Raw genomic sequence first — 15,988 nt, 5'->3', positions numbered from 1 at the left:
CACCCATCAAAATTGCTGAGAATCATGAAACTAACAGTGCTGCTGTTATGGATCGCGATGATGAGCGTGCATGCGACGGGGTATTCCCAGAAAAGCCGGATGGATGTCAAAATCCGCAACGGAAATCTGGCTACGCTGTTCAGGCAAATTCAGGAACAAACCAGTTACCATATATTTTACAGGGATGATCTTTTTTCAGGAAAGCAGGATATCAATATTAATCTCAACCTGAGAAACGAAACTGTACCGGCTATCCTAAATGCCGCGTTCAAAGGAACAGACCTGACGTATAAGGTAATAGGTAAGCAAATCGCGATCTACAAAAAGGAGGTGAACGACGGGGTCGGTCCCGTGCCGAAAATTAATGTGCCGGCAGTGCCCGAGACGGTGATCCGCGAAATTACCGGAACCATTACTGATGCGAAAGGCAATCCGTTGCCCGGTGCGACGGTGATCGTGAAAGGTACCGATAAGGGAACCTCAGCCGATGTCACCGGCAAGTTCACCGTGGAAGCAGAGGCGGGCGATGTTTTGGTGGTTTCTTTTATTGGTTATCTCAAAAAAGAACAGACAGTAGGAACCCAGACGGCGCTGGGCATTCAGCTGGAAGAAGATTTGAATGGATTGGAAGAGATCGTGATCATAGGTTACGGTTCGCAACGTAAAGCGACCATTACCGGCTCGATCGCGACCATTACCACAGAGGATTTGAAGCAAAGCCCTACGGCCAGCATTACCAATGCATTGGCTGGAAGGTTGCCGGGTTTGTTCGCCAATCAGTTCAGCGGCGGCGAGCCGGGTGTGGACCGGAGCGACATTTTCATCCGCGGAACGGCCACCTACGGCAACAAGGCACCCATTGTGATTATCGATGGTCTGGAAAGAAGCATGGATTACCTCGCACCTTCCGAAATAGAGACATTTACGATTTTGAAAGATGCCTCTGCCACAGCGCCCTATGGTGTGCGTGGTGCGAATGGGGTAATCCTGATCACGACGAGGCGCGGAAAGGTACAGGATAAGGCGACGGTGAATTTCAAGGGATCGGTGGGGATTAACCAGCCGGTGAAATTCCCGACTTACCTGGGCTCAGCGGATTATGCGATGCTTTATAACGAAGCAAGAAGAAACGATAACCCGGACGCCGATCCTACGACATTGAACTTGTTCTCCGAGCAAGCCATTGCCGACTTCCGCAAGGCGAAGGGCGATAACTCCGATGGCCTGGGCTACAATTGGAATTATTTCGATTACGCATTCAAGCCGGGTGTACAGCACGATTACAGTTTATCTATTAGCGGTGGATCGTTGAGGGCCAGGTATTTTGTCCTGGCCAACTACTTCCAGCAGGATGGTAATTATCGCCACACCGATCTGACGACGAACAATACGCAGGCAGTTTTCAAACGCTACAATTTCCGTTCGAACATCGATATCGACATTACGGATAACTTTTACGCCAAGCTAGACCTCGGAGCCCGCATTACCGACCGCAATGCACCCGGCACCACAGCTGCGCGCATTGTGGAGCTGGCAAACACGCAGCCTTCGTACCTGCCGATCGTTGTGGAACAGAACGACGATCCCGCGAACAGGGTTTTCCAGACCAACAATCCGCTCGGAATGCTGTACGGCGACCAGATTTACCGCTTCAACATTTTGGGCGAACTCAGCCGCACCGGGTTTTTGAATGAGAAAAACACCTATCTCAATGGGTCATTCTCGCTGGGGCATAAGCTGAATTTTATCACCAAAGGCCTGGCCATTGAAGGAATGTTCTCTTACGACGCCAACGACGGCGGCTGGATCGATCGTAAAGTGGGCACTTACTCGGAAGGTTACCGCGAGTACCCAGGTTATGCGACATTCGTACCGACGGCTGGAAGCGACATTTACCGCACGCCCGGGCATTATGCGGGTGCGTACAAGTCGGGGAACAAGTACAATATCGACCAGACGATCGGGAACGGGTATAACAACAACAGCAATGAAAGCCGGGCCTATTTTCAGGCCAAACTCGACTATATGCGCAACTTCGGACTGCATGATGTGACGGGAATGGTACTTTTCAACCGGTCTAAGCGGGTTATCAACAACCAGGTGCCATTTAGCTACCAGGGCGTTACGGCCCGGGCTACTTACGGCTACGACGACCGCTATTTGCTGGAAGTGAATGCGGCGTATAACGGATCGGAGAACTTCGCCAAAGGGAAACGTTACGGTTTCTTCCCGTCGGTAGCGGCCGGTTGGGTGCTGACGAAGGAACGTTTCATGACCAATACCCAAAACTGGCTCAATAATCTGAAAATCCGCGGCTCGTTTGGCCTGGTAGGAAGCGACAAGATTCCCGACGACAAGCGTTTTATTTACCTCCAATATTTTGGCGGACGTGGTGGCGACTACAACTTCGGTACCGACAATTTCGGCTCGGGCGCGGGCGGTTTCCTGTCGGAAGGTGACCTGGCGAATCCGAACCTGACCTGGGAAAAGGCACGTAAAACCAATATCGGTATCGACGCTACGTTCCTAAAACACCTTACATTGACCCTCGACCTCTTCCGCGAGCACCGCTACGACATTATCACCAATATGGGCGGTGGTAACAAGCTGGGCTTTCCCGACATCGTCGGTAAGGACGCACCGTTCCTCAACTCGGGTATCGTGAACAACAAAGGTTTCGATTTCGAACTCGGGTGGACCGGCAGCATTGGTAAGCATTTTACCTATTTTGTTCGTCCGAATATGACTTTTGCCCGCAACAAAATCATCTTCATGAATGAGATTCCCTACGCATCACCAGGAAGGGCTAACACCGGCAAGCGCATCGACGAGCATTTCGATTACATTTTCGACCGGTTCGTAGCGAACCAGGAAGAGGCGAATCAACTGAATGCGATGAACAACGGCAGCGGGTTTCAATCGTTCGGTACGCTCCGCCCGGGAGATGTGGTTTACAAGGATTTGAACAGCGATGGTAAAATCGACGACCTGGGCGACCGCACCGCCGTGGGCAACCCGCGCAACCCGGAGCTGATGTTCGGTCTGCCGGTAGGAGGGCGATTCAGGAACTTCGATTTCAGCGCATTGTTCCAGGGCGCGTCGCGAGCGGCGGTGCAGCTGTCCGGCGCGGCAGTGTACGATTTTCCGCTTTTCAGCCAGGATAAATATGGTAAAGTGAAACCGATGCACCTGAAACGCTGGACGCCTGAAACCGCGGCGACCGCGACTTATCCCGCATTGCATTTCGGCGATCATAGCAACAACAAGAATAATAACAGCAGCTTGTTTTTGTATGATTCGAAATACATCCGTCTGAAAACGGTGGAGGTAGGCTATAATCTGCCTAAAACGGCGATCAAAAAGATCGGTATCGACAACTTCCGCATTTACGTGCAAGGCATGAACCTGCTTACCTGGGACGGGCTCAAAGACGTGGATATGGACCCCGAAACCCGCGAGGGCTCAGGCGACTGGTACCCGATCCAGAAGGTAGTGAATTTTGGCGTCGACATTTCATTCTGATTTAACCTGATTTTTATGAATACCAGAAGAATATTTACAAGCATCGCATTCGGCCTTGTAGTGTTGTCAGGCTGCCAGCAGGATTTCCTCGACCGCAAACCCGACGATCAGGTAGATGCCGAGCAGGTCTTTACCCGATATAACAAAATGAACCAATTGGTAACGGACCTCTACGACAATGCCAAAGGTTCTAACAGTCCACTGGTTTTTTTCTCACACTTCTCGTCTGCGCCGGTAACGGACGAGGCGGAAGGCTCGACAGCGGAAGGAAGCCTTACCAACAAGTTCAATACCGGCGACTGGAACCCCAACGCCATGCCCGATCGCAGCAGCCGCGGGCAGTACTGGTGGGATTTGTATGCCCGCATCCGCAAGGCGAATGTGATTTTGGAGGGCGTTAGAAAATACAAGACACCGGATAACCCGCTGCAAGCTGGCGACCTCGATAAACGCCTCGGTGAGACCTACTTCATGCGCGCCTACTTCCATTACCTGGCCGCACGGATGTACGGGGAGGTGGTTTATATTACCCACACCATCCAGCCCACCGATCCGATGGATTTCAAGCAGGAGTCTTTCCATACCATTGCTGCCAAAATCAAGCAGGATTGCGATTCCGCATTTGCATTGGTGCCGGGCAGCTGGGGCGGTGCCGATTTCGGCCGGGTGGATAAAGGAGCGTGCCTGGGCCTGAAAGCGATGATTTCCTGGATGGCCGCTACGCCGATGTGGAATGGCGGTACATTCCCGAACGATACGCGCCAGTTTGCCAGCGAATACACTTATAATGTGGATCGCTGGGTGAAAGCCAAAGAAGCGGCTAAGGCGGTAATCGAATTCAAGGTCGATGGCCGCCAGCGTTACAGCCTCTACCAGGGGCACGACGCAGCCGATTTTCGCGACGACGCCGGGGTGAACAATAATAATTCCAAAGTACCCGCGCGGCTCTGGGATTTGTACCACGACATGCAGTCATTCCAGAACGAGGCTGTTTTCTTCGTCACCCGCGACAAGGATAATAACTGGCAGGGCGACATTTACCCACCAAGCTGGGGCGGCAGCTCACGCCAGATGCCGGTTCAGGAGCAAGTGGATGAATATGAATACATTGCGGCGAATGGATTTGGCTACCCGGTTTACAGTTCGCGCGCGAAAACCGACGGTTACGACGATGGTAACCCTTACGAAAGCGTGAAAAGAGACCCGCGTTTTTACCGCGACATCGTGTATCACGGTTCTACATTCAAAGGAAAGGTGATCAACACGGCTACCGGTGCGGACAAGATCGGAGCTTCCAACTCTTCGACGACCGGTTATTTCTTGCGCAAAATCCTGCGCGAATCCTGGAACCGAGATAAGAGTTTTGCCATCAGCGGTCCGCCGGTGTGGCGCCTCCCCGAGTTTATTTACATTTATGCGGAAGCGGTAAATGAGTCGGCGGGGCCCAATGCGGAGATTTACCAAATGCTGAATGATGTAAGAAAGCGCTCATTCATGGCGCCCATTCCACCAGAAGCACAGAGCAGCAAGGCGTTGATGGACGAGTACATCAAGCGCGAAAGAAGGGTGGAGTTGTTTTATGAAAATAACCGGATCTGGTCGTCGCGCCTGTACCTGGAAGCCAGCTCGCCAAAAGAACTCGCACGCGAGCAGGCGTGGCAAGGTGCCGGTTCGACCAACGAACAGCGTTCGCAAGGCTACTGGCCCTATCCGAAGACGCAACGTATGATCAATGGTATGAAGCCCGTCGAAGACCCGAATGGAAAAATCGAAGTGGATGGTAAAAAATACCGGATGCAGCGCTATTTCGTAGAAAGCCGCGTTTTCGTAACGCCAAGGCATTATCTCTTCCCGATCATGCAGGACGAGTTGCAACGCACACCGACATTGAAGCAAAATCCGGGCTGGTAACTTTGAAAGGAGGAAAGGGAGGATGGAGGAAGGGAGGAAGGAATATGCAAAAGGGAGGACAGAACTAATTCCATCCTCCCTTTCCTCCATCCTCCCTTTCCTCCATCCTCCCTTTCCTCCCTATTCCTTAATACTCTTAATATAAGCAATCGTCACAGGGATTTGTTTCAAATACGACGGGCTCTCGTCCTCAATAAAATAATGCTTCACACCCACTTTCTTCGCAGCTCTCAACGTTGCAGCGATGTCGATCTGGCCGGTTCCCAATGCTACGTCGTTGGTGGTGGGCGTGCCGCCAGAAAGGTCGCCTTTAACCCCTTTTTTCAGGTCTTTGAGGTGCATTAGCTTCCATCTTGTCGGGTATTTGAGAAGGAGCTTCGCCGGATCTTGTCCTGGGAATGCGGTCCAGAGTACGTCCATTTCGAAGTTTACGTATTCAGGATTGGTGTTTTTAACAATGTAGTCGAATAACGTACCGTCCTCGTAGGGCACGAACTCGTAGCCGTGGTTGTGGTAGGTCAGCGAAATGCCGGCTTCTTTCAGCTCTTTTCCGGCTTTATTGAAGTCAGCTACTGCTTTTTTTGCGGTTTCGAGGTTGAAATTGCCTTTTTCGTGAGGAATCCAGGCTACCATGACATACGTTGCGCCCAGGATTTTGGCGTCCTTGATCGTCTGCGCGGTGCTTTCGCTCAATTTCTTGTAATCAGCACCGATGGAGCGCATTTTGATACCGCGCTTGTCGAGCTGCTTGCGAAGTTCTTCGGTGGTCATGCCAGCGATGGGGCCTCCTTCCATTTCCGTAACGCCGAGCGATTTGATCGTATCCAGCGTCGCTTCGATGCCTTTGCCCCAGCTGCCGCGGAATGTATATGCCTGTAAGCCGATTGGCGCGGTGTACACCGGCTTACCCTGTGCAAAAAGGTCGCTTTCGCCCGTCAGCAATGCAGCAGCCAGACAGCCCAGACCGATTAGTTTTTTCATTGTCATCTCGTTGATTGTTTTAGATAGGTATTGCCAAAAAGTTACCGGTGGGCCGGGCCCCGGGAGCCCGGTCTAGCGAGACCCGGTCTCTGTTTAAAGCAATACCTGTTATTGATATACTAAAATCCGTCGGCCTTGATCTGCTTTTCGCTTAGCTCGCCGTACTTTTTGACTTGCTCCTTAATCTCCGACGCCTTGCCTACAAACACAAATTGCAGCTTATCCTTCGGAAAATAGGTGGCGATAATGTTCTTCGCCTGCGCGACCGTCAGCCCGTCGACCTTATTCTGAAAAGTATTGATAAAGCTTTCATCGAAATTGTAAATGAACATATCCGTCAGCAACCGGGCCAATGCACCCGCCGATTCGTAGTCAGGCGGGAAATCACCCTTCACGTAGGCCTTCGCGGATGCGAGGATTTCTTCGTTGATGCCGGTTTTATGCAGACTATCAAGCACGCTTAGCGCCATATCGATCGCCGGAACGGTCGTGGAGTTTTTTGTAAAAGTACTGATGCCAAATGTACCGGCATATTTGTAACGGGTAAAACGGCTGCCAGCGCCGTAAGTCAGGCCGGAATTGACCCGCAATGCATCATTCAGCCAGGAAGTAAACCGGCCGCCGAGAATGGTGTTGATCACGGTAACGGGTACGTAGTCCGGTGAATTATAATCAATTCCCTTGCCGCCGATCATGAATGTAGTCTCGCGAGCGTCGTCCTTGTTCACGAGCAGCACGCGGGCTTTGTCGAATTCCAGATTGGGGGCCACGCGTTTCACCATTCTTGCAGGCGCGGTTTTCCATTCGCCAAACAATGCGGTTACCTTTTTCTTCATATCCGCCGCTTTGAAGTCGCCCACAATCGAAATAGCGCCTTTTCCGGTGGTATAGTTGCTTTGGTAAAATGCTTTCACCGCTGTTACATCAATTTTTTCAACGGTCGATTTACTGCCGGTTGTGGGCGTCGCATAGGGGAAGTTGTTGAACAGGAATGCATTATAGTAATTTCCAATCACCGAACGCGGGCTTTCTTTGGCCTGCGCGAGTTCGAGCAGAGTCCGTTGTTTGTGTTTATCAAATTCGGTCGCATCGAAAACCGGATGTATAAGCACCTGCTGGATCAGTTCAAAAAGCTTTTCCTGATCTTTCACGGCAAATGAAGCCGCCAGGCCCGCATTGTCTTTTGAAGCGTATGTGGAAATGCTCGCGCCGACATAATCGGTCATTTCCTCGATCTGCGCCTTGGTGTATTTCTGCGTGCCGAAAAGCAATGCGTCGGCTGTCAGGCTGGCGAGACCATAGCGCTCGCCGTCGTTGATAGAACCGGCATCAAATACAGCCGAAACGTTGATCAGCGGCACCTCGTGCTGCTCCATGAGATACACGGTGAGCCCGTTTTTGAGTTTGAAAGTCTCGTAAGGCGGTACTTTGAAATTATTCTGCGCCTTGGCCGCGAATGCGCAGAGGGCGAGCAGTAGCATCAATATGTTTTTCATTCCAATTTGAATTTGAATGGCTGTTATTTCGATTTTTCGGGAAGCAGGTAGCCTACGGTGCGGTTGCGCTCGGTGAAGTATTGGGTTGCAACGCGCTTAATGTCGTCCACTGTGACCTTTTTGTAGTTTTCCGGCGCTTCAAACATCTTTTTATAATCACCAAAAAACACATCGTATGTCCCGAGACTGTTGGCCTTTCCATTGATGGTTTCAAGCGTGTGGTAGAATTCCATCAGTTTCTGGTTCTTCACTTTCTGCAATTCGGTGTCGGTCACGCCATTCTGAATGATCATATCGATCTGTTTTTCAATGGCTTTTTCAAGATCCGGTGCTGAAACGTTGTCACCGGCCACGCCAAAAACAATGAACAGCGTAGGATCGAAGCCGTTATCGAGCCCTGTGGACACACTGGAAGCGATGGTAGTGTCCATCACCAGCGATTTCACGAGCCGCGAAGAGTTGCCCGAACTCAGCAGGCTGCTGAACAAATCCAGCGCATAGTAATCGGCATGGGCGGTTTCGGGGACGTGGTATGCCAGGAGTATATTTGGCGTAGTAATGTCCTTGTAAGTCGTCACGCGCCGCTCCCCATTCTGAGGCGGCTCCACGGTTCGGATCTTCGGCGGCAGGCCACGCGCAGGAAGCGGCGCCATATACTGGTCGGCCAGTTTTTTTACCTGGTCAAATTTAATATCACCCACCACTACGACGGTCGCATTATTGGGCGAATAGTAGGTCTTAAAATAATTTTCCAGATCGGCTTGCGTCCAACTCTTAATATCCGATTCAAAACCAATCACGGGGAACATATACGGATGCTCCTGGAACGCCACGGATTGAACGAGTTCTCCCAGCAGCCTGTAGTTGCTGTTTTCGAGCCCGGTACTGCGCTCGGAAAGGACTACGCCGCGCTCGCTTTCCACCATTTTAGGGTCAATGGACAAGTGGCCGATGCGGTCCGATTCGAGTTTGAAAATCGTTTCCAATGCGTCTTTCTGAAACCAGTCGGTGTAGACCGTCACGTTTTCGGAAGTGTAGGCATTGTTGGAACCGCCGTTGGCTTCCATCACGCGGTCGAACTGCTTCGGGCCGTAGTTTTTGGAGCCGTTGAACATCATGTGTTCGAAGAAATGGGAGAGGCCGGTAATTCCGTGGACCTCGTTGCGCGAGCCTACCTTCCAAAAAAGGTACATATTGGCGGTGGGGATGGAATGGTCTTCCAGGACGAGGAATTTCATGCCGTTGGAGAGTGTGAAACCTTTCACATCCTCGGGCCGGGTTTGCGCATGCGCCACGCCGAGGCCCGTCAGCGCGGCCGCGGCGAATAGAATTTTTCGGAGCTTCATGAAGCAGGGATTGTTAATGAATGTGTAATGATAGCTATTTTTGGCACATTATAGACCTAAATCCTTTGTACCACCAATGAAGAATTACTTCTTTTCTTTACTCACGCTCCTAGCATTCAGCGCAGTAGCAAGTACGTCGCCCGACCAGCCTGCCAAAAAGCAGCGTTTTAAAGTAATGACCTACAATATCCACCATTGTAACCCGCCGTCGGCCGGCGATAAGATCGACGTGGAAGCTATTGCGAAGGTGATCAATGCTGAAAAACCCGATTTTGTGGCATTGCAGGAAGTGGATGTGAATACCGAACGTTCCGGAAAAGGCAAGAACCAGGCGCAGCAACTGGCCGAGCTCACAGGCATGAAATTCTATTTTTCCAAAGCGATCGATCACCAGGGAGGCGATTACGGCGTGGCTGTTCTGACCAGATTTCCGATCGTCGATTCGGCGAAATTCGCATTGCCGATCCGCCCGGAATTGAAGGAAGAAGACCGTACGATAGCCGCGGTAACCGTGAAATTGCCTGATAACCGCAAACTGATTTTCGCCAGCACGCATTTGGGTCTGAAAGAACCCAACCGCATGCTGCAAGCGGAAACCATTTGGAAGCATTTCCGTGAAACGGAACTGCCGATGATCCTCGGAGGCGATTTCAATGCGACCCCAGAAAGCCCGGTAATCGCCTATTTTGATAAATATTTCACACGCTCCTGCACCGATTGCAAGCCGACTATCCCGGTTGAAGTGCCTAAGAAGACCATCGATTTCATTATGCACAAGCAAGGCAGCAAACTCAAAAGTGCCAACACGAAGGTAATCGACGAGAAATATGCCTCGGATCACCTGCCCGTGACGGCCGAGTTTACATTAGACTGATATTTTCCTTGATCCAGTTCACCCGCACGATCCGGCTCTGCACACCATGTTCGGCAAAGAAATGCTGCCAATGCAGCTGCCGCGATGAAAGGTGGTCGGTAGGAGATTTGATTTCGATGAATGCGTAGTCGTCCTCATTCCAGACTAGCAGATCGGGGAAGCCGCGGGTGTTTTCGCGGAGGTTCAGCGCCATTTCGAGCATGATCTTGTGGATCTTTTCGGGGCTTAAAAGGGATGTTAATGTTAATACCTTGTCCAATGCGCCGTCGTACCAGGGCACGAGTACATTGGTAATGCCGTATTTATCCGCAAATGTCTGGCTTACGAGCTCGTCGATGATCTCGCGCGAATGCGCGGCGGCGAGCCGTTCCTTCAATTGCTCCGACCGTTTGAAATAGAAATCGGGCAGGAAGAAATCCGAGGGAATGCGTTGCAGCGGATTATGGATCGTCTGCACATTGGTATCGTAAATAATATCCCAGAAGAGCAGTCCGAACAATGCACGCCACGGCTCGTTTTCGCTGAAAAATGCATTGTAACCCTGCTCCTGGTAGTAAGTGATCGCCCCGAATTCCACACGGAAACGGAAAGAAATCGGTACTTCAATCGCTTCGGCAGCCTTCAAAGCCTGGGTCGTCCTTTTGACGGTCCGGGCCTTTTTGTTTTTGATCTTCTCATAAAAATCGAGGCTGAAAAAGCGCTCGTCGGCGTTTTGCGGGCTTTCGGCAATTTCCTCGCACAATGCCAGTGCCTCGTCGATCTCTCCCAGGTTATAGAGCAATCGCACGCGCCGCTCGCGGGCGGGGGCGTCGCCGGTAAGCTGGTAGATCGTGAGCGCCTGCGAGAGCATTTTCTTGCGTTCCAGCCAGGCGCTGACTTTTAATATGAATGTATTGAACGATGGTAAAGCCTTATGGCTCAGTCCGGTGCCGCTAGCTACGTGCCAGTTCATAAACCAGTCGTAGATTTCCTCCGGTGGGCGGTCGTTTTTGATGACGTCGAAAGTTTCCTTCATCAGGGACACCATTAAGGTGTCGTCCGCATCTTTCCGCGTATCGAACTGGATGGATAGGTATTGTTCATCGAATGACTGAAACCGCACATGCCCCAGGTCGCGGACTACGAACTCGGTCATATCGGCATAGCGGTTGCCGAAGAACAGGAATTTCATCAGCATTACTTCCGCTTCGAACGACACCTTTACCACCGGTTCAATTTCACTGATTACCTCGCACAGCACCGCGAAATCATATTCATACAGCAGCCACCGCACCAGGTCCGGTTTTTTAATGCTTTTGGAAGGCATTATTTCCGGTTTGAGCAGCCGGGTAACTTCAAGCAATTCGGGTTTGGTAAAAAGATCGATTACTTCCGCAAACCGGCCATCATGCGCTTCGCAGAGGGATTCGATGAAGCCGCCTTCGAGGAGTTCCGTAAGCACGGCAGGCATGTCCTCAATTTCGGAATAGGAAAGGCTGTTGGTACGGAAAAACGATTTGCTGCGGTTGCTGAAACGGATGAAGAGGCATTGAGCATCCTCCGAAAGCGACTCGTAATTGTCCAGAAATTCCAGCTCACTCTCATGCAGGATGTGCACGTAGCGCTTGCGTACGAACGCGAGCACGTAATTGAAATATTCGAGATAGTACTTGGGCGGCAAATCCGTGGGAAACACCTGTTCCCCGGCGAACGGGTCGGTTAACTGGGCAGACAAAACGGTTACTTTTTTAGTTGATGAAGAAATAAAGTTACCAAAAATATCTTTTTCAGGATATTAAAATTATCAATGCTTTTCATGGAAAAAGGGGCACGGGCGTTCTGAACCCGGCAAGTGAAGGACGGTTATATTAATATTTGGTTAATTAAAGCTTTTATAGAAAAATGAAAGGTAAAAATTGGATTATACGTATGATGGATGCTGTGTTTTGTTAAATGCGTAGTATATAATTAAGAAATTGGTTTACATTTGCTACCTATGGAAAACAATTTTACCTGCCCATGACAACATTAGATTCTTATGATTTTTCAGGGAAAAAAGCCCTGGTCCGCGTGGATTTTAACGTCCCGCTTAATGACAAATTTGAGATCACGGACGATACACGTATCCGTGCGACCATTCCGACAATCAGCAAGATTCTTAATGACGGCGGTTCCGTCATTTTAATGTCACACCTGGGTCGCCCCAAGGATGGCCCGACCGAAAAATACTCTCTGAAACACCTGGTAAACCCATTGTCGCTGATCCTCGGAAAGACAGTGAAGTTCGCCGACGATTGCATTGGTGAAAGTGCAACGGAGCTTGCCGCTGCATTGCAGCCGGGAGAAGTTCTGTTGCTCGAAAATCTGCGTTTTTATAAAGAAGAAGAAAAAGGTAACGAAGCGTTTGCTGAGAAACTTTCCAAACTGGGCGACGTGTGGGTAATGGATGCATTCGGCACCGCACACCGCGCGCACGCTTCCACAGCCGTGATCGGTAAATTCTTCACCGATAAAGTTTGCGGTTATGTGATGCAAGCAGAGCTGGATAACGCAGAGCGTCTTCTCGAACATTCAGAAAGACCTTTCACCGCTATTATGGGTGGAGCGAAAATCTCCGATAAAATCCTGATCATCGAACGCCTTCTTGATAAGGTCGACAACCTGATCATCGGCGGCGGGATGTCCTATACATTCTCCAAAGCACAAGGCGGAAGCATCGGCAAGTCGTTGCTCGAAGCCGACAAGCAGGAGCTTACGCTTGAACTCGTGGAGAAGGCGAAAGCAAAAGGTGTAAACCTGATCCTGCCTCTGGATACGGTGATCGCCGACAAATTTTCAAACGACGCGGAGCGTAAGGTAGTTGAAGCAGGTAGTATTCCTGATGAGTGGGAAGGTTTGGATATTGGTCCAAAAACCATTGAGATTTTCGCGGATATTATCAAAAACTCGAAAACTGTTCTCTGGAACGGTCCTATGGGTGTATTTGAGTTCCCGAACTTTGCAATCGGCACCGACGCAATCGCTAAGGCGGTAGTTGCGGTAACAGAAGAAAACGACGCATTCTCGCTTATCGGCGGTGGTGACTCAGCTTCTGCGATCAACAATGCAGGCTACGGCGACCGCGTGAGCTACGTTTCAACCGGCGGCGGCGCTTTGCTCGAATACATGGAAGGCAAAGTACTTCCGGGTGTAGCTGCACTTCAGGCATAAGCATTCCTTTTAGGTTTATAGCAAAAAAGAAATCCATCCCGCACATCGCGGGATGGATTTTCTGCATAACAAACCTAACTAATTTATGAACACTGGCCTCGTTCGGCCGGGATTCCACTCTTAATTGCCACCTGCGCGCTTCTGCAAATCATCAGAGCCGGTATTGCGCTGGCGGGCACCCTTCACATTCTGGTTACCGAAGTTATACGTGAAGGTCAATCTGAACTGGCGGCTTGGCCATTCGGAACGCACTTTGAAATCGATATCCTTGTAAACCGCGGTACCATTGAAGCGGTTAGTCCAGAAGATGTCGTTCACATTCAAACGGATCGTTCCTTTTTTGTTCAGGATATTCTTTTGCAGGCCTGCATTGATCATCCCCATCGGATGGGCTGCGTACAAGCCGTAGAACTGCCGACTGTTATACCATCCCGAGAGCTCGGCCGACCAACCTTTGCCGATCGTAAACTGGTTGCTGGCGTACATATTCCACGATACCTGCTTGATTTCCAGTTGTTGTTCGAGGTAATATGATTTGTAATGGTTGTAAACACCCGTAAAGTTCGCCTGCACTTGCCACCATTTAGTAACCGGTATCGGGAAAGAGACTGTCAGGCTGACGTTGTCCTGATTGTCAAGGTTATCCGACGTTACAAATGTTTTGTTCTCCGAAGCGATCTGCTGAGGCAGCTCATCCGCGATCATATCCTTAATGCGGCTGTAAGCCAGCGTCGTGTTCAAAGCATTTTTGTAAACGTGTACCAACTGGAACGAATGCGTGTATTGCGGTCTCAGGTTCGGGTTACCACGCTGAAACGTATACGGGTCAAGATAGAACTCGAACGGGTTAAGCGACTGGTAATTGGGACGGTCGATCCGACGGCTGTATGAAAGGTTGATCACGTTGTTGGTGTCCAGCTGATTCGACAGGAACACGCTCGGGAACAGGTTTACATAGTTTCTGTCGCGTTTCTGGTTCAAGGTGACCGAGTTACCGATCGAATGCGTATGCTCGGCGCGGAGCCCAACCTGATATTTGATCTTTTTGGAAAATGCACCCGCATAATTCGCATAAGCTGCATTCACATTTTCGGTGTATTTGAACCGGTTGGAGCGACTGGGGTCCAGCTTCCAGCTGTCGATGAAAGTTTCGAACACCATGTCATTATCCGAAGTCACAAAGCTGGATTTCAAACCGGTTTCAAACTTGCCTTTGCCGATCGGCTGCGTATAATCCAGTTTTGCCATGGCGATATTGATGTCCGAGGGCATATCGTTGCGGACGATCTCAGTGGCGGCATCATCTGGCGTGCCGTTCGCATTGAAATAACGGGTATCGAGGTTGCTCTCCTTTTTACCGCCGTAATGCACGTAGTCGAGATCGAACGTCAATTCCTTGCCTTTGTCATTGAACTGGTGTTTCAGGTTCACGTTGGAACTGATATTATTCATTTTGCCGCCATTGAAAACGTTGGTCCGGAATGAGCGCTGAAGGATAAGGTCTTCATTCAGGATCCGGGTATTGGTCTGTCCGAAAGGGTTGCTCCAATCGTTGTAGAACCCGGAAACTAGTACGCCTACCGTAGTTTTGTCCGTTGCAAAGTAGTCAAGACCGGCACGTACATTATAGTATTCCGATCTGTTGATACGCTCCGTTTTCTGGTCGAAAATGGTGACTTTACCTTCGTAGGGTATGGTGCGGTAGATGTCGTTGTTGTTAAATCCTTTGTTATAAAATGCGCCTGCGCTAATGAACGAGCTCACTTTTCCGGCGCGGTGATTAAGCGTTCCGTTCACATTCCCACGGCCATATTTTGCCCACGCGCCGCCGAGATTGATATTTCCGTTGGTGCCGTAGTTCTTGTTGCGCTTCATTTTAATGTTGATGATCCCCGAGTTACCGGCAGCGTCGTATTTGGCCGAAGGATTGGTGATCAACTCAATTTTCTCGATATTATCGCTGGGCGTGTTACGCAGGAGGGTGATGAGCTCTTGTTGGGATAAAAAGGTCTGTTTCCCGTCGATCTGAACAATCACACCTTCTTTGCCGCGCAGTTTTAGCTGCTCGTTCTGCTGATCGACCGTCACACCGGGAGCGCGTTCGAGCACTTCCAATGCCGTTGCGCCTGCGGACACAATGCTGTTTTCGACATTCACAACCGTCCGGTCGATTTCCTGTTCGATGAACGGCTTTTTAGCTACGACAGTCACCTCGTTCAGCGATTTTATGTCGGTTTTGAGGGTGACAGTAGGAAGGTTTACGGGAGCGTCTTTGATATTGAAGGGGTCACTGTAAGCTTTTTGATAACCTACCATCGAGATTAGCGTGAGGTACTTGCCAGCGGCAACCTGATCGAATGCGTACTTGCCATCCTCATCGGCTGCAATACCCTTTACAAGCAAAGAATCTTTGGCTTGCAGCAGGAGGATATTCACGAACGGGAACGGTTGCGACTTTTCATCCAGCACCGCGCCGGTGACTTTTCCTTTTCCGGTAAGAGGCTGGGGAGCTTGTGCGTGCACAAATCCACTGCCCAGCAGCAGCGCTGCAGTTAGGTTCATTAAGATTTTCATGGCTAATAGTTGAAAGTTCAGTGTACCGTGGGTGAGTTGTTCCATTAGGTACACTGCAAAGATAGGTACTTGGTATAGCATAGAACCTTTGATTA

Annotated in this window: 9 protein-coding genes; 4 read left to right on the top strand and 5 right to left on the bottom strand. The window is 50.3% G+C overall.

Translation table 11 applies throughout. From position 1 onward, the window contains the following. The first annotated feature begins 24 nt into the window (after positions 1-24). Together ACTJJJ_RS23015 and ACTJJJ_RS23010 are read left to right on the top strand one after the other, a co-directional pair. Positions 25-3,522, top strand: a complete 3,498-nt coding sequence (locus ACTJJJ_RS23015) for a TonB-dependent receptor (protein ID WP_440703145.1) — start codon at positions 25-27, stop codon at positions 3,520-3,522. Between the two features lie 15 nt (positions 3,523-3,537). Further along, positions 3,538-5,433 carry a RagB/SusD family nutrient uptake outer membrane protein gene (locus ACTJJJ_RS23010; RefSeq protein ID WP_440703144.1) on the top strand — a complete coding sequence of 632 codons (1,896 nt, stop codon included), beginning with the start codon at positions 3,538-3,540 and terminating at the stop codon, positions 5,431-5,433. A gap of 120 nt (positions 5,434-5,553) precedes the next feature. Here the strand turns inward: ACTJJJ_RS23010 and ACTJJJ_RS23005 are convergent, their stop codons facing one another. The 3 genes from ACTJJJ_RS23005 to ACTJJJ_RS22995 all read right to left on the bottom strand — a co-directional run bounded on the left by ACTJJJ_RS23005 (position 5,554) and on the right by ACTJJJ_RS22995 (position 9,256). Then, a complete protein-coding gene (locus ACTJJJ_RS23005; protein WP_440703143.1) occupies positions 5,554-6,414 on the bottom strand; it encodes a sugar phosphate isomerase/epimerase family protein in 861 nt (286 codons plus the stop codon). A 119-nt stretch (positions 6,415-6,533) separates the two neighbouring features. Then, entirely contained in the window at positions 6,534-7,910 is a 1,377-nt protein-coding gene (locus tag ACTJJJ_RS23000; protein WP_440703142.1) for a M16 family metallopeptidase, read from the bottom strand. 23 nt (positions 7,911-7,933) lie between these two features. Then, positions 7,934-9,256, bottom strand: coding sequence for a M16 family metallopeptidase (locus ACTJJJ_RS22995; RefSeq protein ID WP_188935997.1), 1,323 nt, complete (start codon positions 9,254-9,256; stop codon positions 7,934-7,936). A 76-nt stretch (positions 9,257-9,332) separates the two neighbouring features. Here ACTJJJ_RS22995 and ACTJJJ_RS22990 point away from each other — a divergent pair, with 76 nt between their 5' ends. Next, entirely contained in the window at positions 9,333-10,130 is a 798-nt protein-coding gene (locus ACTJJJ_RS22990; protein ID WP_188935995.1) for an endonuclease/exonuclease/phosphatase family protein, read from the top strand. Here the strand turns inward: ACTJJJ_RS22990 and ACTJJJ_RS22985 are convergent. Beyond that, on the bottom strand, positions 10,117-11,844 hold the full coding sequence (locus ACTJJJ_RS22985) for a VRR-NUC domain-containing protein (RefSeq protein ID WP_440703141.1): 1,728 nt from the start codon (positions 11,842-11,844) through the stop codon (positions 10,117-10,119). The genes ACTJJJ_RS22990 and ACTJJJ_RS22985 overlap by 14 nt on opposite strands. A gap of 284 nt (positions 11,845-12,128) precedes the next feature. Here ACTJJJ_RS22985 and ACTJJJ_RS22980 point away from each other — a divergent pair, with 284 nt between their 5' ends. Then, the gene (locus ACTJJJ_RS22980) at positions 12,129-13,319 is read left to right on the top strand and encodes a phosphoglycerate kinase (RefSeq protein ID WP_188935991.1); all 1,191 of its coding nucleotides are present in this window, start codon (positions 12,129-12,131) and stop codon (positions 13,317-13,319) included. 120 nt (positions 13,320-13,439) lie between these two features. Here ACTJJJ_RS22980 and ACTJJJ_RS22975 read toward each other — a convergent pair whose 3' ends face one another. After that, on the bottom strand, positions 13,440-15,881 hold the full coding sequence (locus tag ACTJJJ_RS22975; RefSeq protein ID WP_440703140.1) for an outer membrane beta-barrel protein: 2,442 nt from the start codon (positions 15,879-15,881) through the stop codon (positions 13,440-13,442). Positions 15,882-15,988 lie beyond the last annotated feature (107 nt).

Origin of the sequence: Dyadobacter sp. 22481, assembly GCF_052044875.1 — a bacterium.
In the GTDB taxonomy this organism is placed as follows: domain Bacteria; phylum Bacteroidota; class Bacteroidia; order Cytophagales; family Spirosomataceae; genus Dyadobacter; species Dyadobacter endophyticus.
Note: the sequence above shows the minus strand (reverse complement) of the source record. Positions and strands in the feature narration are given on the sequence as shown.